Below are 19,472 nucleotides of genomic sequence, written 5' to 3' on the forward strand. Positions count from 1 at the left end.
TTCAGCCTCCGGTCACCGGCGGGAAGAACGCCACTTCATCACCCTCTTGCAGTGGCTCATCGAGCTTGCACAGCTCTTCGTTGCGCGCGCACATCAGGTTCTGCTCAGCCAGCACCGCATAGTGCCCACCCTTGCCCACCAGGGCCTGGCGCACATCGTCCAGCACCTTGAACGCGCCCTCTACACGCTCGCCATCCACACCCAGCAGTTCGCGGTAGCGGGCGAAGTACATCACCTTGACCTTCATCATGCCTGCACCTTGTAATGGCCACTTTTGCCGCCGAGCTTTTCCAGCAGGCGTACCTGTTCGATGACCATGCCCTTGTCCACAGCCTTGCACATGTCATAGATCGTCAGCGCGGCAACGCTGGCAGCGGTCAGCGCCTCCATCTCCACGCCGGTCTGCCCGGCCAGCTTGCAACGGGCGACAATCCGCACGGCGTCCTGGCCCTCGGCACTGAGCTCGACCTTGACGCTGGTCAGCATCAGCGGGTGGCAAAGCGGGATCAGGTCGCTGGTCTTCTTCGCCGCCTGGATCCCGGCAATGCGCGCCACGGCGAACACGTCGCCCTTGGGATGCTCCCCGTCGACGATCATCTGCAAGGTCTGCGGCAACATGCGCACCCGCGCCTCGGCAGTGGCCTCGCGCTCGGTCACGGCCTTTTCAGTGACGTCGACCATGTTGGCCCGCCCCTGGGAATCAAGATGTGTCAGCACTGCTCTGCTCCTGTGAAGGGAACTGGCAGTGTAAACCTGTGGGTCAGGTTTGAGCAGAGGTATGAGGCATGCACATCACCTGTAGGAGCAGCCTTGTGCTGCGAAAGGGCCAGCATGACTGGAAAATAGCCCTGCGTGTAATGGCCTCTTCGCAGGACAAGGCTGCTCCTGCAAGGGAAGGCCGGGCGGCTAACCGCCCGGCGGTGACGGTTACAGATGCGACTCGGCGTACTCGGCCAGCACCGAGCGGGGCACGCCCTGCAGGGTGATGTGCACGCCGTGGGGGAAGTCCTTGAAGCGCTCGGTCAGGTAGGTCAGGCCCGAGCTGGTCGCGGACAGGTAGGGGGTGTCGATCTGCGCCAGGTTACCCAGGCAGACCACCTTGGACCCGGAGCCGGCACGGGTGATGATGGTTTTCATCTGGTGCGGCGTCAGGTTCTGGCACTCGTCGATCAGGATCAGGCTCTGCTGGAAGCTACGGCCTCGGATGTAGTTCAGCGACTTGAACTGCAGTGGCACGCGCTCGAGGATGTACTCCACGCTGCCATGGGTGCTTTCGTCATCCATGTGCAAAGCTTCGAGGTTATCGGTGATGGCGCCCAGCCACGGCTCCATCTTCTCGGCCTCGGTACCCGGCAGGAAGCCGATCTCCTGGTCCAGCCCCTGCACGCTGCGGGTAGCGATGATGCGCCGGTAGCGCTTGCTGACCATGGTCTGCTCGATGGCTGCGGCCAGGGCCAGAATGGTTTTGCCGGACCCGGCTGCGCCGGTCAGGTTGACCAGGTGGATATCCGGGTCGAGCAGGGCAAACAGTGCCAGGCTCTGGTGGATGTCACGAGGCTTCAGCCCCCAGGCTTCCTGGTGCAGCAGTGGCTCCTGGTGCAGGTCGAGCAACAGCAGCTCATCGTTGCGGATGCCCTTGATCCAGCCGACAAAGCCCTGCTCATCGATAATGAACTCGTTGATGTGCACCGCAGGCAGGTTGTCGATCATCTGCACCCGATGCCAGGTGCGGCCGCGCTCCTGGCGGGTATCGACCTTGCTGACGCGGTCCCAGAACGAACCGGTGACCGAATGGTAGCCCTTGGACAACAAGGACACGTCGTCGACCAGCTGGTCGGTGCTGTAATCCTCGGCCGCAATGCCACAGGCGCGCGCCTTGAGGCGCATGTTGATGTCTTTGGTGACCAGCACCACGTCCAGGTCGGTGCGCCGCGCCCGTACTTCGAGCAGCTGGTTGATGATGATGTTGTCGTTGAGGGTTTCCGGCAGCAGCTTGTTCGGCTCGTTGCGCGGGGTCATCAGGATGGACAGGAACCCCTTGGGCCCGCTCTTGTTGCGCTGGATCGGTACGCCCTGCTCGACATCGTTGGGCGAGGCGTCGCCGAGGGTCTGGTCGATCAGGCGGATGGCCTGGCGGCATTCGGCGGCGATGGTCTGTTTGCCGGTCTTGAGCTTGTCGAGTTCCTCCAGCACCGTCATCGGAATGGCGACGTGGTGCTCCTCGAAGTTGAGTAATGCGTTGGGGTCGTGAATCAGGACGTTGGTATCGAGCACATACAGGATTGGCTTGCTGGAGGAAGGGTTGCGTCCTTGGTCATCCATACTCGGTCACCTTATGTCGAAGCCATACGGCACGGTCTGTTGCGCCGCAAAGTGACTACCGTTCTCCCCGTATCCGCGTTGTTACGGGCGGGAAGCGAACCTGGCTAGGTGGGCCTGGATGACGCCACCTGTGCTGCAGGAATCGGCTGTCTGGTTTCTTCATACCGCAAAAACCATGACCGTAAAAAGCATTTTTACGTGTTTTTGAACTTTATTTTTCCGATTGACGAAGAGGCCTTGGCGACAGCGCCAGAGGGGGCTACGCTCAGAAGTCATACCCCTGTTCGCGATAAGCATATTCCCGGCAATCCGCCCAGCCGATGCCGCTCTGGGCAGTATTTCGCAGCAACCACTCTACCGCTGGCTGAGCCTTGGGCAGGCTGTCATGGAGCTGGATCACGCCCTTGCGCCACAACAGCATCAGGGTCAGCACCCGCTGCGCAGAGGCCTCTGCGCTCAGCGCGCCATCGTCCAGGGCATCGATATCCCACAACGACACGCGCAGTTGCTGGCGGGCCATGAACGCCTCGCCATCGGCCCGGCGCTGCCCATACGGTGGCCGGAACAACGGCACGTACTGTGCCGGCAGGTCAGCCTGCACCCGTGCCTGGCTACGCCGCAGCGAGTCCTGCCAGCCCGTCCATTGGGCATGGGAACGGTATTCCCAGCCTTGGATGCCTACACACTGCCCGCGGTAGAGCTGGCGCAAGGCATTTGCCGCCCCGGCGTCACGACGTTGCTGCAAGCGGTTGCCCAGCACGAAGAATGTAGCTTGAAGCTTTTGCCGGCGCAGGTAGTGGGCAAGCAGATCGGTGTTACCACCCTCTGGCCCTGGTCCGCCGACAAAGGTCAGCAAGAACATACGGTCGTTCAGTTCATCGCCAGTGCGCTCCCGCGCAGACAGCCGCTCCACCTCGCTGCTGGTCTGCGGCAGCAAGGCGGCCTTGCGCAGCTGCTCGTCCAGGTAACGCACGTGGAACTGGTGGCTCGGCTCAATCCAGTTTGTATAGAACGTGCCGACATCGGCCGCGAACGTTGCTGCCTGCGTACGTAAATCTGCCATTGAAGTTACCGGGTAGCAGAATGAGGCATCCTGCTCGCAGCTGCGCTGCGCCTGCTCATACCCCTGCCACAGGCGCTGCCACAGGCGCGCGCGCACAAGACGCACCTTTTGCAGGTTGATCTGCCGCAAGCCTAGCCGCGCCGCCAGCGCCGCGTCGTCCAGCAACTCGCTTTCATGCAGTACCTGCGCAAACGAGAGGATCTCGGCCCGCGAAGCCACATCGAACAGCGCCGGGCTGTTCAGTTGCTCGGGCCACAGGCTGCGATCCAGGCTTACCTGGGGTGAAGGGGCGGCTTGCACGGCAAGGCTCAGCAGCGCGGCCAGCAAGGCAAAGGCAATGCGCACGGTGGAGGGCTCCGCATCGACAAAACGCGAACTATAGCGCCTGCGCCGGCCATGGTCTGTGACTATCGTCGCCATAGTTTGGACTTGCACCGCCCAGCCCGTAGAATCTTGGGTCAACGATGCCAGGAGCCGACCCGATGCTGACGGTGATTTCACCCGCCAAGACCCTCGACTACGACACCAAGCCTGTGACCGAACGTTTCACCCTGCCCCAGTACCTGGACGACTCACAGGTACTGATCCAGCAGCTGCGCGAGCTGTCGCCTGCGCAGATCAGCGAACTGATGCACCTGTCCGACAAGCTCGCGGGCCTGAACGCCGCCCGCTTCGGCAGCTGGACCCCGGACTTCACCCCGGCCAATGCCAAGCAGGCACTGCTGGCGTTCAAGGGTGATGTGTACACCGGCCTCGACGCAGAGAGCCTGGGCGAGGACGACTTCAGCTACGCGCAAGACCACCTGCGCATGCTTTCGGGTCTGTACGGCCTGCTGCGTCCGCTGGACCTGATGCAACCCTATCGCCTGGAAATGGGCACCAAGCTGGCCAACGCCCGCGGCAAGGACTTGTATGCCTTCTGGGGCACACGCATCAGTGAATGGCTGAACCAGGCCCTGGCCGAACAAGGCGATGACGTGCTGCTGAACCTGGCCAGCAACGAGTACTTCAGTGCAGTGAAACGCAGCGCACTGAAGGCCCGAGTGATCAATGTCGACTTCAAGGACTTGAAGAACGGTCAGTACAAGATCATCAGCTTTTACGCCAAGAAAGCCCGCGGCATGATGAGCCGCTTCGTTATCCAGCAGCGCATCAGCGACCCGGAACAGCTCAAGCAGTTCGATGTGCAGGGGTACTACTACAGTGCCGAGCAGTCAAAGGCTGATCATCTGGTGTTTTTGCGGGATCATCCCTCGGATTGATCCTGTGACGCCCTCTTCGCAGCTAAAGCCGCTGCCACAGGGATTGCGCGGGCCGGGAGCTCAGCGCGCCCCAGTTGGCAGCAGGCCTTGGCCGCGAAGAGCCTGCTGCCATTAAACCTCCCCTCCGCCCTGATTTGGGGCTCGATGCAAATCGCCATCACGTCACGATTTCGGCGCCAGAAAAACATCACCCCTACCTTTATCGCAAAACGCCATAAGACCGTTCATACCTTTTTTGACGAATTCTGAAAATTTTTTTCGGATGCTGGCATAAAAATATCCCGTTACAGTTTCACCCTTTATACACGGGGGTGAACTACCCGCGTGCTATCAAATTGAAACTGCCGACAGCTGAATAAATATTTAGAAATCTTTCATCCGGTCGAAACCCACTCAGGAACTTCTTATGCGGCAGATCGCTCATAGTGCCGTAACGATTTTCCTGCCTACGGGCTGTGAGAGATGACTTACAGGTGACAGAGGCAGATATCTACTCACTGCCTTGGTAACTTCAACAGGTTGCACGGGGTCCCCCGAAAACCTTGCCCATGCAGGAGAGAAGCGTCCCTTACAAATCGTCCTAGTGGTTGATTTCAAAGGATTTATCCACTTGAAAAAACAAGCACAGCAGTGTGCCAAGTAGCGCATTGCAATAAAGACGGCTGCATGCCAGGGCACGTTTTTTATTAATGGCTTTTGACTGCCAACTTTAAGTGCATAAGTTTGTGCGCTCCGGATTTATTTTGCCTGCGCTCGGCCAAGTGTGCATTCGCCATGAATCCGTGCGCCTGAAAAACTGTTGTTAATCAACCCAGCCCGACTCTCTGCGGAGGTGTCGGCGTGATAAACACATGAGGTGATAGCGATGCGTATCAGCATCTTTGGTTTGGGTTATGTGGGTGCAGTCTGTGCAGGCTGCCTGACGGCGCGTGGCCATGAAGTGATCGGTGTGGACGTGTCCAGCACCAAGATTGACCTGATCAACCAGGGCAAGTCGCCCATCGTCGAACCTGGCCTGGAAGCACTGCTGCAACAGGGCATCGCCAATGGCCGTCTGCGCGGCACTACCGACTTCGCCGAAGCCATCCGCGCCAGCGACGTTTCGATGATCTGCGTGGGTACGCCCAGCAAGAAGAACGGCGACCTGGGCCTGGAGTACATTGAGTCGGTATGCCGTGAGATCGGCTACGTACTGCGTGACACCACCCGCCGTCACACCATCGTGGTGCGCAGCACCGTGCTGCCGGGTACCGTCAAGAACGTGGTCATCCCGATCCTCGAAGACTGCTCGGGCAAACAAGCCGGCGTCGACTTCGGCGTCGCGGTAAACCCGGAATTCCTGCGTGAAAGCACCGCGATCAAGGACTACGACCAGCCCCCGATGACCGTCATCGGCGAACTGGACAGCGCCAGTGGCGACATCCTGCAAGCCCTGTACGAAGAACTCGACGCCCCGGTCATCCGCAAGCCGATCGAAGTGGCCGAGATGATCAAGTACACCTGCAACGTGTGGCACGCCACCAAAGTCACCTTCGCCAACGAAATCGGCAACATCGCCAAAGCGGTAGGCGTTGATGGGCGTGAAGTGATGGACGTGGTCTGCCAGGACACGGTACTGAACCTGTCCCAGTACTACATGCGCCCAGGCTTTGCCTTCGGCGGCTCATGCCTGCCCAAGGACGTGCGCGCCCTCACCTACCGTGCCGCCAGCCTGGACGTGCGCGCCCCGCTGCTCGACTCGCTGATGCGCAGCAACGAATCGCAGGTGCAAAACGCCTTCGAACTGATCGAAGCCCACGACAAGCGCAAGGTCGCCCTGCTTGGCCTGAGCTTCAAGGCCGGTACCGATGACCTGCGCGAAAGCCCGCTGGTAGAACTGGCCGAGCGCCTGATCGGCAAGGGCTACCAGTTGGACATCTTTGACGAGAACGTTCAGTACGCCCGCATGCATGGCGCCAACAAGGACTACATCGAGTCGAAGATCCCGCACGTGTCGTCGCTGCTCAATGCCGACCTCCAGCAGGTGATCGACAACGCCGACATCATCGTCCTGGGCAACCGTGACGAGCAGTTCCGCACGCTGGCCCAGCAAGCGCCAGCCGGCAAGCAGGTGATCGACCTGGTCGGCTTCATGAGCAAACCGAGCAGCACCACCAGCCGTACCGAAGGCATCTGCTGGTAAGCCCTCGGCCGGGCGACGCGGCCGAGCCTGCGTCGCCCACCCTTTCCCGAATTCTCGACGGATGCTGAACATGCAAAGGCTCCAGACCGTGCTGTTGCAGTGCGCCGGGTGGCTGCTCTACATGAGCCTGCTCATGCTGATCGCCCTGGCCCTGCCAGCCGATATCTTCGACTCGCAATCGAAGCACTTCATTTTCCTGGTCGGCGCAGTCGGCATCTGGCGCTATTCCATGGGCGCCACCCATTTCATCCGCGGCATGATCTTTCTTTACGGCGTGTACCCGTACCTGCGCCGCAAGGTGCAGAAAATGGGCGCTGCCACCGACCCGTCGCATGTCTACCTGATGGTGACCAGCTTCCGTATCGAAGCACTGACCACGGCCCAGGTTTACAGCTCGGTGATCCGCGAGGCGATCAACTGTGGCTTCCCTACCACCGTGGTCTGCTCGCTGGTGGAGATGTCCGATGAACTGCTGGTGAAAAGCCTGTGGGCCAAGTACAACCCGCCGGCCCATGTGAAGCTGGACATCGTGCGCATTGCCGGTACCGGCAAACGCGATGGCCTGGCCTACGGCTTCCGCGCCATCTCGCGCATGCTGCCGGACGAAAACGCCGTGGTGGCCGTGATCGACGGCGACACCGTGCTGGCCGATGGTGTGGTACGCAAGACCGTGCCGTGGTTCAAGCTGTTCCCCAACGTCGGCGGCCTGACCACCAACGAGTTCTGCGAAGTGCGCGGCGGCTACATCATGAGCGAGTGGCACAAGCTGCGCTTCGCCCAGCGCCACATCAACATGTGCTCCATGGCCCTGTCCAAGCGCGTGCTGACCATGACCGGGCGCATGTCGATGTTCCGCGCAAGCGTGGTGACCAACCCTGAGTTCATCGCCGACGTTGAAAGCGACTCGCTGATGCACTGGCGCCTGGGCCGCTTCAAGTTCCTTACCGGTGACGACAAATCCAGCTGGTTCAGCCTGATGCGCCTGGGCTACGACACCTTCTACGTGCCGGACGCTGCCATCAACACGGTCGAGCACCCACCAGAAAAGAGCTTCTTCAAGGCCAGCCGCAAGCTGATGTACCGCTGGTACGGCAACAACCTGCGGCAGAACTCCCGTGCACTGGGCCTGGGCCTGCGCCGCCTCGGGCTGTTCACCAGCATCGTGCTGTTCGACCAGCGCGTATCGATGTGGACCAGCCTGCTAGGGCTGACGGTGGCGGTGATCGCCAGCCTCAAGTTCGGCCTGGCCTTCCTGCTGGTGTACCTGCTGTGGATCGGCATCACCCGCCTGATCCTCACCATCATGCTGCTGTGCTCCGGCCACAACGTAGGCCCGGCCTACCCGCTGATTCTCTATTACAACCAGATCATCGGCGCGCTGATGAAGATCTACGTGTTCTTCCGCCTCGACAAGCAGTCGTGGACGCGTCAGCCCACTGCCCTCAAGCGTGACCTCGCCAGCTTTCAACAATGGTTCAACACCTGGTCCTCGCGGACCATGACCTTCTCGGCTGCCAGCATCTTCGTTGCTGTGCTGTTCATGGTCGTGTGAGCCCAACCCGGATCGGATCTAACAGGAACAAACCCCCATGAATACCGCCGTGAACGTCAATGTCGTGCATGAGTCCGAAGCCCAGCGCCAACACGCCCGGGTGCGCATTCCCGCCAAGCTGCGTTTCCTGGACGCCCAGCGCCAAACCCATGAAGTGAAGGTCGACGACCTTTCCGCCGGTGGCCTGAGCTTCCACACCAAGCAGCAACTGTCGGTGGGCGAAGTACTGCGCGGGCGCCTGCAGTTCGTGGTCGACAACCTGGGCCTGTCGATCGACATCGAGTTCCAGGTGCGCTCGTACAACCCGGACAATGGCCGGACCGGTGCGCAGTTCCAGAACCTTGAACCACGCGACATCGCCACCTTGCGGCACATCATCACCAGCCACCTGTCGGGCGAGCTGATCAGCATCGGCGATGTGCTGAGCACCTTGCAGCGCGACAATTTCACCAAGGCACGCAAGCAGAAAGACGGTGGGTCGGGCCTGAGCGCCTTCGGCCGACTCAAGGCAGTCACCGTCACCCTCGGCGTATTCGTGGTCGGCGTCGCGGCTTTCGGCTTTGTCGCCAAGTCGCTGTACGGCATGTACTTCGTCAGCCACGCCGAAGCCGGTGTGGTCGCGGTACCGACCACCACCGTCACCATGCCGCGCGACGGCACCGTGAGCAGCCTGGTCGACAGCGGTGGGCAGATTGCCAAGGGCGCACCACTGGCCAGCTTCACCACCAGCATGCTGGACATGCTCAAGGGCAGCCTGGACGACGCGCAACTGGAGCCGGCGAAGATCGAGGAACTGTTCGGCAAGCAGCTGTCTGGCACCCTCACCAGCCCCTGCGATTGCGTGGTTGCCCGCCAACTGGTGGACGACGGGCAGTACGCAGCCAAGGGCCAGCCGATCTTCCAGCTGATTCCGCGCACCACCACGCCGATGGTCGAGGCCCGCTTCAGCTACCGCCAGTTCGACGAGGTCAAGCCAGGTACCCAGGTCAACTTCCAGGTCGCCGGCGAAGACGAAGTGCGCACTGGCCAGATCGTCAGCAGCACCAGCCTGAACAGCGAAGACTTGTCCTCCGACATCCGCGTGCAGATCAAGCCTGACAGTGGCATGCCTGCCGAACTCGCCGGCCGCCCGGCAGCGGTCAACAGCGACCGTGGCCCGTCGCTGAACTGGCTTGTAGACAAAGCCGTGGCCCGTGGCCTGTAAGAGGATCACCGCATGATGCCCTGCAAGAAGAGCGCAAGCCTGGGCCTGTGTGCCCTGGCAGCCGCCATCACCCTGGCCGGCTGTGCAGGCCTGCCTGACCAGCGCCTGGCCAACGAAGCCATGAAACGCGGCGACACGGCACTGGCCGAGCGCAACTACAAGGCCCTGGCCGACTTGGGCTACAGCGACGCGCAAGTGGGCCTGGCGGACATCAAGGTGGCCACCCGCGACCCGTCGCAAATCAAGGAAGCCGAGGCCACTTACCGCGCCGCGGCCGCTACCTCGCCCCGTGCCCAGGCGCGTCTGGGCCGCCTGCTGGTGGCCAAGCCTGACAGCACCCAGGCCGAGCGCGAGGAAGCCGAAACCCTGCTCAGGCAGGCGGCGAAACAGGGCGAAAGCAATACCCTGATCCCGCTGGCAATGCTTTACCTCAGCTATCCGCAGAGCTTCCCAACGGTCAACGCGCAGCAGCAGATCGACCAGTGGCGCGCCGCCGGCAACCCGGAAGCGGGCCTGGCCCAGGTGCTGCTGTACCGTACCCAGGGCACCTACGACCAGCACCTGGGCGAGGTGGAGAAAATGTGCAAGGCCGCGCTGAACACCACCGACATCTGCTACGTCGAGCTGGCCACGGTGTACCAGAAGCGCGTTCAGGCCGATCAGCAAGCCGCCCTGCTCGCCCAGCTGAAAGCTGCCTACGCCCGTGGCGCAGTGCCGGCCACCCGGGTCGACAGCGTGGCCCGGGTCCTGGCCGATCGCAGCCTCGGCCAGACCGATGAGAAAACCGCCAAGGACCTGCTTGAGCAGGTGGCCCCAGCCAATCCGGCATCCTGGGTCAGCCTGGCGCAACTGCTGTACGACTTCCCCGAACTGGGCGACACCGACCAGTTGCTGGCCTACATCGACAAGGGCCGCAAGGCCGAACAACCACGCGCCGAACTGTTGCTGGGCCGCCTGTACTACGAAGGTAAAACCCTGCCAGCCGACGCCAAAAAAGCCGAGCAGCACCTGCAAGCGGCGGCCGATGCCGGTGAAATCAGCGCCCATTACTACCTGGGCCAGCTGTACCGCCGCGGCTACCTGGGCAATGTCGAGCCGCAGAAGGCCGTCGACAACCTGCTGGCCGCCGCCCGTGGCGGGCAGAACAGCGCCGACTATGCCCTGGCTCAGCTGTTCAGCGAAGGCCATGGCATTCGCCCGCAACCCGGCAACGCCTGGGTATTCGCCCAGCTGTCGCAGGCCAACCCGACGCCGCAATCGGCTGAACTGCTGCAGCAGCTCGATCAGCAACTGTCACCTGAACAGCGCAGCCAGGCCCAGCAACTGCTGGACCAGGAGAAGCGTGCACGCGGCAGCATGGCGCAGGGCGCACATAGCACCCTGGCCCTAGAAGCCCTGCAGGACGACGAAAAAGAAGTAGACGGTGAGGACTCGCTATGACGCTCAATCCCTTCGTGAAAGCCGGCATCGGCCTGAGCTTCGCCCTGCTGTGGTCCTGCCCGACCCTGGCGGAGATGACCGCCGAGAAAAACTTCGGCCTGGACGTGAAGATTACCGGGCAATCGGAAGACGACCGTGACCTGGGCACCCGGCCTGGCGGCGACGTCAACGGCCTGGGCCTGGACCTGCGCCCATGGGTGTACGGCGAGCGGGGCAACTGGAGCGCCTACGCCATGGGCCAGGCGGTCGCAGCCACCGACACCATCGAAACCGACACCTTGCGCCAGAACGACGACGGCAGCACCACCGACACCGGCGAAGACAGCCGCCAGCCAGACAAAAGCTACCTGGCCATGCGTGAGTTCTGGGTGGGCTACAGCGGCCTCACCGCCTACCCGGGCGAGCAACTGCGCTTCGGTCGCCAGCGCCTGCGCAGCGACGATGGCATGTGGCGCGACACCAACATCGAAGCACTCAACTGGACCTTCGACACCACCCTGCTCAAGGCCGACCTGGGCGTGGCCCAGCGCTTCAGCGAGTACCGCACCGACCTCACCGAGCTGGCCCCGGAAGACAAGGACCGCACGCACATCTACGGCAACGTCGCTACGCAGTGGACCCCTGGCCACTGGGTGGGCGTCCGCGCCCACCACACCCATGACAGCAGCAGCCTGAAAAACCCCGGCGAAACCGTCGATGCGCTGGACAAGACCCGCACCGGCGACCTGACCTGGCTGGGCCTTGAAGCCAACAGCGATGCCTACAACTGGCGCAACGACCACACCGTCAATTACTGGGGCAGCGTCACCTGGCTGACCGGTGACCGCGACAAGCTCAGCAGCCAGGCCGTAGGCGACGACCAGGTTGCCACCGGCACGCAGAGCGGCGACGTCAATGCCTGGGCCACCGACCTCGGCATCCGCGTGCGCCTGGACCCGCAATGGCAGGTCGGCGCGGCCTACGCCCGCGGCAGCGGCGGCGGCGGTGACGACGGCTCGAACAACTTCGAGCAGACCGGCCTTGAGAGCAACCGCTCCAACTTCACCGGCACCCGCTCGCGCGTGCACCGCTTCGGCGAAGCCTTCCGCGGCGAGCTGGGCAACCTGCAGGCCGCCACCCTCTTCGCCTCCTGGCAACTGCGCGACGATTACGACGCCAGCCTGATCTACCACAAGTTCTGGCGCGTCGACGGCAACCAGAACATCGGCTCCAGCGGCATCAACGCAGCCGTCAACGACAACGGCATCAGCCGCCAACTGGTCGACGGCGAAAAAGACCTTGGCCAGGAAATGGACGTGGTCGTGACCAAGTACTTCAAGCAAGGCCTGCTGCCGGCTTCGATGAGCCAGGCCATCGACGAGCCGTCCGCCCTGGTGCGCTTGCGTGCCGGTGTGTTCAAGCCGGGCGACGCCTACGGCAAGGAAGCGGACTCGTACATGCACCGCGCCTTCGTCGATGTGATCTGGCGCTTCTGAGGCCGCTAGGGGACTGACTGTTATGAACCTTCACCCGCACTTACGTCACAGCCTGTTGGCCAGCGCTTTGCTGCTGGCAAGCGGCCTGGCCGCTGCCGCAGAGCCCCAGGTAATCGCCAAGGGCTTGCAGCAGGCCAAGACCTACACCGTGGCCAGCGCACCGATCGAGCCGCTGCAGATGGACCCGCCAAAGCTGCCTGACCTGACCGGTTTCACCGCCGAAGCGGTGCAGAAGAAGATCGACCGCCGCCACAAAGGCAAGGTCAGCCTGCGCCGTATGTTCCAGGAGGACACCCTCAAGGAGTTCGTCGGCGGCGACAACAAGGCAGCCGAGTGGGTGCAGCGCCAGCACGGCATCCCGCAGGCGATCTTCGTCGATGATGGCCATGTCGACCTGGTCGAGTTGAGCAAGCAGGTACCCAGGCAGTACCTCAGCGAGGTCGAGCCAGGGGTTTACCTGGCACGCCTGCCGATCGTGGTCGGGCAGAAGGGTATCCTCGAGATCGACGGCAAGGTCAAACAGCTGCGCCTGTCCCAGGAGGGCGGCTCGTTCCTGGTCAACGACGGCAAGCTGTTCGTCACCGACACCCAGGTGACCGGCTGGCGCGAAAAAGACAACGGCCCGGCCACCTTCCGCTCGCCCAAGGAATTCCGACCGTTCCTGCTGTCGTGGGGCGGTACCGAGACTTACATCGTCAACACGAAGATGGCCAGCTTCGGCTACGCCAAGTCCAAGTCGTATGGCGTGAGCATCTCGCAGTACACGCCCAATATGGCCAAGCGCATGGGCCGCCCGGAACCCACCGGCTGGATCATCGGCTCGGCGTTCAGCGACATGTGGTACGGCTTCTACTGCTACGAGACCCAGGACTTCGTGGTCAAGGACAGTACCTACCGCGACAACATCGTCTACGGCATCGACCCGCACGACCGATCGCACCGCCTGATCATTGCCGGCAACACGGTGCACGGCACCAAGAAAAAGCACGGCATCATCGTTTCGCGTGAGGTCAACGATAGCTGGATCATCAACAACAAGAGCTACGACAACAAGCTCTCGGGCGTAGTGATCGACCGTAACAGCGTCAACAACCTGGTGGCCTACAACGAGATCTACCGTAACCACACCGACGGCATCACCTTGTACGAAAGCGGCGACAACCTGATCTGGGGCAACAAGCTGATCAACAACCGCCGCCACGGGATCCGCGTGCGTAACAGCGTGAACATCCGCCTGTACGAAAACATCGCCATGGCCAACGGCCTGGTCGGCGTATACGGCCACATCAAGGACCTGTCCGACACTGACCGCGACATCGCCCTCGACCCATTCGACACCAAGGTGTCGCTGATCGTGGTGGGTGGCGAGCTGGCGACCAACGGCTCCGGCCCGCTGTCGATCGACTCGCCGCTGTCGGTCGAGCTGTACAAGGTGTCCATGCTCGCCCCACGCAAGGCCAGCGGCATCAGCCTCAATGGTGTGCTGGGCGAGCGCCAGGACGAAATCCTCGACCTGCTGGTGCGCCAGCAAAAAGCTGTGCTGATCGACCCGGTCGAACGCCAGACCGAAATGATCGATTAAGGAAGCCCAGACCATGACCCCACACCTGATCAAACTGCTGGGCCTGTCCGCCGCCCTCCTGGCGATCAGCCAAGGCGTGCGTGCCGACGAAGTGAAGGCCCCCACCTTCAGCGCCGAACCTTGCTGCCAGCTGTGCCCCGAAGCGCACGACGCCAGCCGCTACACCACTCGCTACCAGCAGAACTTCACCACGCTGGTGCAGGCCAAGGGCGACTGGCTGTTCCGTACCCGCGAAGACCTGCGCACCGAGTTCAACACCACCCCGGCCGGCTACAAGCGCCTGCAGCAGGTGCACGACGCGTTCAAGAAGCGCGGCGTGGAGCTGGTGCTGGTGTACCAGCCGACCCGTGGCCTGGTGAACCGCAACATGCTCAACCCGGCCGAGAAAGCCGCCTTCGACTACCAGAAGGCCCTGGGCAACTACCAGGCGATGCTCAAGCGCTTCGCCAGCATGGGCTACAACGTGCCCGACCTGTCGCCGCTGACCAACGAGCAACTGGCCGCCGCCGACCAGGGCAAGGACTTCTACTTCCGCGGCGACCAGCACTGGACCCCATATGGCGCCGAGCGCGCAGCAAAAATCGTGGCCGACACCGTGCACAAGATGCCGGCCTTCGAAGGCATCCCGCGCAAGGAATTCGAGACCAAGAAGTCCGGGCGCATGGGCAAGACCGGCACCCTGCACAACGTTGCCGGCCAGCTCTGCGGCACCAGCTACGCCGTGCAGTACATGGACCAGTTCGCCACCGAACCGAAAGGCTCGAGCGGCGGCGATGACCTGTTCGGTGACGGCGGCAACGCGCAGATCACCCTGGTCGGCACCAGCCACAGTGGCAAGAACTACAACTTCTCGGGCTTCCTCGAGCAGTACATCGGCGCCGACGTGCTCAATGTCGCCTTCCCTGGCGGTGGCCTGGAAGGCTCGATGATCCAGTACCTGGGCAGTGAGGAATTCCAGAAGAACCCGCCGAAGATCCTGGTCTGGGAATTCTCCCCGCTGTACCGCCTGGACCAGGAAACCATCTGGCGGCAAATCCTGGGCCTGCTCGATGACGGCTGCGACGACCGCCCGGCCCTGATGAGCGCCAGCACCACCCTCAAGCCCGGCAAGAACGAGCTGATGGTCAACGGCAAGGGCGGCGTGATCAAAGACCTGATCAACCGCAACCTGCAGATGGACGTCAAGTTCGAAGACCCGTCGGTGAAGGTGCTGCAGGCCACCCTCTGGTACCTCAACGGCCGCCACGAGGACATCAAGCTGGAGAAACCGGAAACCTCCGACACCGACGGCCGCTTTGTCTTCCAGATGCGCGAAGACGAAGACTGGGCCAGCCAAAGCCTGTTGGCGTTCGAAGTACAGGGGCCGGAAAGCGGCACCCAGAAGGTCGAGGCCAAGCTCTGCAAACGCAACAACTTCGCCGTGCCTGCGCAAACCGCGCAAGCCGGCCAGTGAGGCGACCCATGACCATGCTCAAGCGAATTTCCAGCCCCGCCCTGCTCGCCTTGGCCCTGTTTGGCGGTGCCGCGCACGCCGCGCTGGTACCCCCACAGGGTTACTACGAGGGGATCGAAAAACTCAAGACCAGCGATGGTAACTTCCGCTGTGAAGCGGCGCCCAAGCCCTATACCGGTGCGCTGCAGTTCCGTAGCAAATACGAAGGCTCGGACAAGGCACGGGCAACGCTCAACGCAGCCTCGGAAAAGGCCTTTCGCAAGTCGACCGAAGACATCACCACCCTTGAGAAAGGCGTGAGCAAGATGGTTGGCCAGTACATGCGCGACGGCCGCCCGGCGCAGCTCGACTGCACCCTGACGTGGCTGGGTACCTGGGCGCGCGCCGATGCGTTGATGTCCACCGACTACAACCACACCGGCAAGTCGATGCGCAAATGGGCGCTGGGCAGCATGAGCGGTTCGTGGCTGCGCCTGAAGTTCTCCAACTCGCAGCCATTGGCCGCGCACCGCGCCGAGGCCGAGCTGATCGAAAAATGGTTCGCCCGCCTGGCCGAGCAGACCGTGCGCGACTGGAGCGACCTGCCGCTGGAGAAGATCAACAACCACAGCTACTGGGCAGCCTGGTCAGTCATGGCGACCGCTGTCGCCACCGACCGTCGCGACCTGTTCGACTGGGCCGTGAAGGAATACAAGGTAGGCGCCAACCAGGTGGATGACCAGGGCTTCCTGCCCAACGAAATCAAGCGCAAGCAGCGTGCGCTGGCCTACCACAACTACGCCCTGCCGCCGCTGGCGATGATTGCCAGCTTCGCCCAGGCCAATAACGTCGACCTGCGCAGCGAGAACAACTTCGCCCTGCAGCGCCTGGGCGAAGGGGTACTGGCCGGTGCACGCGACCCCAGCCACTTCAAGGCCCGCGCGGGTGAAAAACAGGACATGACCGACCTCAAGGTCGACGGCAAGTACGCCTGGCTCGAGCCGTGGTGTGCGCTTTATCACTGTGTCGGCGACACGCTTGATCGCAAGCAGCACATGCAGCCGTTCAACAGCTTCCGGCTGGGCGGCGACCTGACCCGGGTCTACGACCCGAACGCAGAGAGCAAAAAATGAATTGAGCCCCATTGTGGGGGCGGCACCTGTGGGAGCGGGCATGCCCGCGAAGAAGCCACCGCGGTGCATGGCAAGGGCTTTGCCCTTGTTCGCGGGCTTGCCCGCTCCCACAGGGATCTAAGTTGCCTTCCAGTCTTGCACTGGGGGGTTTGGGGGGCGCTTTGCCCTGGATGCTGTGAACAAATTAGGAGAACCGGGATGGTCTTCTCGTCCAACGTGTTCCTGTTCCTGTTCTTGCCGATCTTCCTCGGCCTGTACTACTTGAGCGGGCAACGCTATCGCAACCTGCTGCTGCTGATTGCCAGCTACATCTTCTATGCCTGGTGGCGGGTGGACTTCCTTGCACTGTTCGCCGGGGTCACCCTGTGGAACTACTGGATCGGCCTCAAAGTGGGTGCCGCCGGCGTGCGAACCAAACCGGCGCAGCGCTGGCTGCTGCTGGGCGTGGGCGTCGACCTGGCCATCCTCGGCTACTTCAAGTACGCCAACTTCGGCGTCGACAGCCTGAACGCGATCATGACCTCGTTCGGCCTGGAGCCGTTCATCCTCACCCACGTGCTGCTGCCGATCGGTATCTCGTTCTATATCTTCGAGTCGATCAGCTACATCATCGACGTATACCGCGGCGACACCCCGGCTACCCGCAACCTGATCGACTTCGCGGCGTTCGTGGCCATTTTCCCGCACCTGATTGCCGGCCCCGTGTTGCGCTTCAAAGACCTGGTCGACCAGTTCAACAACCGCACCCACACCCTGGACAAGTTCTCCGAAGGCTGCACCCGCTTCATGCAGGGTTTCATCAAGAAAGTGTTCATCGCCGACACCTTGGCGGTGGTGGCCGACCACTGCTTTGCCCTGCAAAATCCGACCACGGGTGATGCCTGGCTGGGCGCGCTGGCCTACACCGCGCAGCTGTACTTTGACTTCAGCGGCTACAGCGACATGGCCATCGGCCTGGGCCTGATGATGGGCTTCCGCTTCATGGAGAATTTCAAGCAGCCGTACATCAGCCAGTCGATTACCGAGTTCTGGCGGCGCTGGCACATCAGCCTGTCGACCTGGCTGCGCGACTACCTGTACATCACCTTGGGCGGTAACCGCAAAGGCACCTTCAACACCTACCGCAACCTGTTCCTGACCATGCTGCTGGGCGGCCTGTGGCACGGCGCCAACTTCACCTACATCATCTGGGGCGCCTGGCACGGCATGTGGCTGGCCATCGAACGCGCGCTGGGCATCGACACCAACCCGCAGCGCTTCAACCCGGTGAAGTGGGCCTTCACCTTCCTGCTGGTGGTGGTGGGCTGGGTGATCTTCCGCGCCGAGAACCTGCATGTGGCCGCCCGCATGTACGGTGCCATGTTCAGCTTTGGCGACTGGCAGCTGTCGGAGCTCAACAGCGCCCAGCTGACCGGCCTGCAAGTGGCCACCCTGATCGTCGCCTACATCTCCCTGGCGTTCTTCGGCCTGCGTGATTTCTACCGCAATGCCAAGCCGACGCCCCAGGCCACTCCGGTGCAGGTCAACAACGACGGCTCCATCGGCCTGGACTGGACCCGGGTGATGACCCGCGCCCTGGTGCTGCTGCTGTTCGTGGCCTCGATCCTCAAGCTTTCGGCGCAAAGCTACTCGCCGTTCCTGTACTTCCAGTTCTGAGGCCGATGACATGAACCGCACATTACGCATTACTTACTCCCTGTCGTTCCTCGGTTTGCTGGTGGGCATGGGCGTGTGGTCCACCGGTGGCCTGCAAAGCTTTCAGCGCACCGAGCAGATGACCCTGCTCAACGGCAAGCTGGCCAAGGCCGCCGAGACCCACTACGACGCCGAGTTCCCGATCAAACGCCTGGGCACCAACCTTTGGGCGGCCATGGACTTCAAGCTGTTCAACGAGGGCCGCCCCGGTGTGGTGCTGGGCCGCGACCAGTGGCTGTTCAGCGACGAAGAGTTCAAGCCTACGGCTGGCGCCGAACAACTGATGCAGGAAAACCTGGCGCTGATCCGTGGCGTGCGCGACACCTTGCAGCAGCACGGTAGCCAGCTGGTGCTGGCGATCATCCCGGCCAAGGCGCGCGTCTATTCGGAATACCTGGGCAAGGAGCAGCCGGCCAGCCTGCACGATGACCTGTACAACCAGTTCCATGCCCAGGTGCGCCAGGCCAACGTGTTCGCCCCGGACCTGCAAGCGGCCATGGAACAAGCCAAGGCGCGTGGTCAGGTATTCCTGCGCACCGACACCCACTGGACACCGATGGGCGCCGAAGTCGTCGCCCAGGCGCTGGCCGAGGCTGTAAGCCGGCAGAACCTGCTCAATGGTGACCCGCAAACCTTCGTCACCGAAGCCGGCAGCACGGCGCCCTACAAAGGCGACCTGACCAACTTCCTGCCACTGGACCCGCTGTTCAGCAACCTGCTGCCGGCCCCGGACAACCTGCAACAACGCAGCACCCGCCCGGCGCAAGCCGCCGCTGAAGGCGATGACGCGCTGTTCGCCAACAACGAGATCCCGGTCGCGCTGGTGGGTACCAGCTACAGCGCCAACCCGCACTGGAACTTCCTCGGCGCGCTGCAACAAGCCCTGCGCAGCGACGTTGCCAATTACGCCGAAGACGGCCACGGCCCGTTGCTGCCAATGCTCAAGTACCTGCAAAGCGATGCCTTTAAAAACGCTGCACCGCAAGTGGTGGTGTGGGAATTCCCCGAACGTTATCTACCCATGAAAAACGACCTCAGCAGCTTCGATCCGCAGTGGATCGCGCAGCTGAAAAACGCCCGTAAATCCGAAGAAAACCTGGCCTTGTCGTCCACCCGGACGAACCACTGAA

General features: G+C 62.3%; 15 protein-coding genes. 11 read left to right on the top strand and 4 right to left on the bottom strand.

The window, feature by feature from the left end; all coding sequences use genetic code 11:
* Position 1 precedes the first annotated feature (1 nt).
* The 4 genes from CKW35_RS12840 to CKW35_RS12855 form a co-directional block, all read right to left on the bottom strand.
* Entirely contained in the window at positions 2-247 is a 246-nt protein-coding gene (locus CKW35_RS12840) for a MoaD/ThiS family protein (RefSeq protein ID WP_016489003.1), read from the bottom strand.
* On the bottom strand, positions 247-717 hold the full coding sequence (gene moaC, locus CKW35_RS12845; RefSeq protein ID WP_016489004.1) for a cyclic pyranopterin monophosphate synthase MoaC: 471 nt from the start codon (positions 715-717) through the stop codon (positions 247-249). Before moaC ends, CKW35_RS12840 begins: the two co-directional genes overlap by 1 nt.
* Positions 718-927: 210 nt before the next feature.
* Positions 928-2,322 carry a PhoH family protein gene (locus CKW35_RS12850; protein ID WP_016489005.1) on the bottom strand — a complete coding sequence of 465 codons (1,395 nt, stop codon included), beginning with the start codon at positions 2,320-2,322 and terminating at the stop codon, positions 928-930.
* Between the two features lie 265 nt (positions 2,323-2,587).
* Positions 2,588-3,730 (bottom strand): polysaccharide deacetylase family protein, encoded by a 1,143-nt coding sequence (locus CKW35_RS12855; RefSeq protein WP_095116058.1) that lies wholly within the window; start codon positions 3,728-3,730, stop codon positions 2,588-2,590.
* Between the two features lie 137 nt (positions 3,731-3,867).
* Between CKW35_RS12855 and yaaA the strand changes: the two genes are divergently transcribed.
* The 11 genes from yaaA to CKW35_RS12915 all read left to right on the top strand — a co-directional run bounded on the left by yaaA (position 3,868) and on the right by CKW35_RS12915 (position 19,471).
* Positions 3,868-4,647 carry a peroxide stress protein YaaA gene (gene yaaA, locus CKW35_RS12860; protein WP_016489007.1) on the top strand — a complete coding sequence of 260 codons (780 nt, stop codon included), beginning with the start codon at positions 3,868-3,870 and terminating at the stop codon, positions 4,645-4,647.
* A gap of 865 nt (positions 4,648-5,512) precedes the next feature.
* Entirely contained in the window at positions 5,513-6,829 is a 1,317-nt protein-coding gene (locus tag CKW35_RS12870; RefSeq protein ID WP_023047936.1) for a nucleotide sugar dehydrogenase, read from the top strand.
* Between the two features lie 70 nt (positions 6,830-6,899).
* Entirely contained in the window at positions 6,900-8,381 is a 1,482-nt protein-coding gene (locus CKW35_RS12875; RefSeq protein ID WP_095116062.1) for a glycosyltransferase family 2 protein, read from the top strand.
* 37 nt (positions 8,382-8,418) lie between these two features.
* Positions 8,419-9,585 carry an alginate biosynthesis protein Alg44 gene (locus tag CKW35_RS12880; RefSeq protein WP_095116064.1) on the top strand — a complete coding sequence of 389 codons (1,167 nt, stop codon included), beginning with the start codon at positions 8,419-8,421 and terminating at the stop codon, positions 9,583-9,585.
* 12 nt (positions 9,586-9,597) lie between these two features.
* Complete coding sequence (gene algK / locus CKW35_RS12885) at positions 9,598-11,025, top strand: alginate biosynthesis TPR repeat lipoprotein AlgK (protein ID WP_016489012.1); 1,428 nt, start codon at positions 9,598-9,600, stop codon at positions 11,023-11,025.
* The gene (locus tag CKW35_RS12890; RefSeq protein ID WP_095116067.1) at positions 11,022-12,500 is read left to right on the top strand and encodes an alginate export family protein; all 1,479 of its coding nucleotides are present in this window, start codon (positions 11,022-11,024) and stop codon (positions 12,498-12,500) included. Before algK ends, CKW35_RS12890 begins: the two co-directional genes overlap by 4 nt.
* Before the next feature lie 22 nt (positions 12,501-12,522).
* Complete coding sequence (gene algG / locus CKW35_RS12895) at positions 12,523-14,082, top strand: mannuronan 5-epimerase AlgG (RefSeq protein WP_095116071.1); 1,560 nt, start codon at positions 12,523-12,525, stop codon at positions 14,080-14,082.
* 13 nt (positions 14,083-14,095) lie between these two features.
* Positions 14,096-15,535, top strand: coding sequence for an alginate O-acetyltransferase (locus tag CKW35_RS12900; RefSeq protein ID WP_060517448.1), 1,440 nt, complete (start codon positions 14,096-14,098; stop codon positions 15,533-15,535).
* An 8-nt stretch (positions 15,536-15,543) separates the two neighbouring features.
* Positions 15,544-16,647, top strand: coding sequence for a mannuronate-specific alginate lyase (locus CKW35_RS12905; RefSeq protein ID WP_016489016.1), 1,104 nt, complete (start codon positions 15,544-15,546; stop codon positions 16,645-16,647).
* 198 nt (positions 16,648-16,845) lie between these two features.
* Positions 16,846-18,303, top strand: coding sequence for an MBOAT family protein (locus CKW35_RS12910; protein ID WP_016489017.1), 1,458 nt, complete (start codon positions 16,846-16,848; stop codon positions 18,301-18,303).
* Between the two features lie 10 nt (positions 18,304-18,313).
* A complete protein-coding gene (locus CKW35_RS12915; RefSeq protein ID WP_016489018.1) occupies positions 18,314-19,471 on the top strand; it encodes an alginate O-acetyltransferase in 1,158 nt (385 codons plus the stop codon).
* Position 19,472 lies beyond the last annotated feature (1 nt).

It is taken from the genome of Pseudomonas sp. Irchel 3F3, from assembly GCF_900187545.1.
GTDB classification, from domain to species: Bacteria; Pseudomonadota; Gammaproteobacteria; order Pseudomonadales; family Pseudomonadaceae; genus Aquipseudomonas; species Aquipseudomonas fortuita.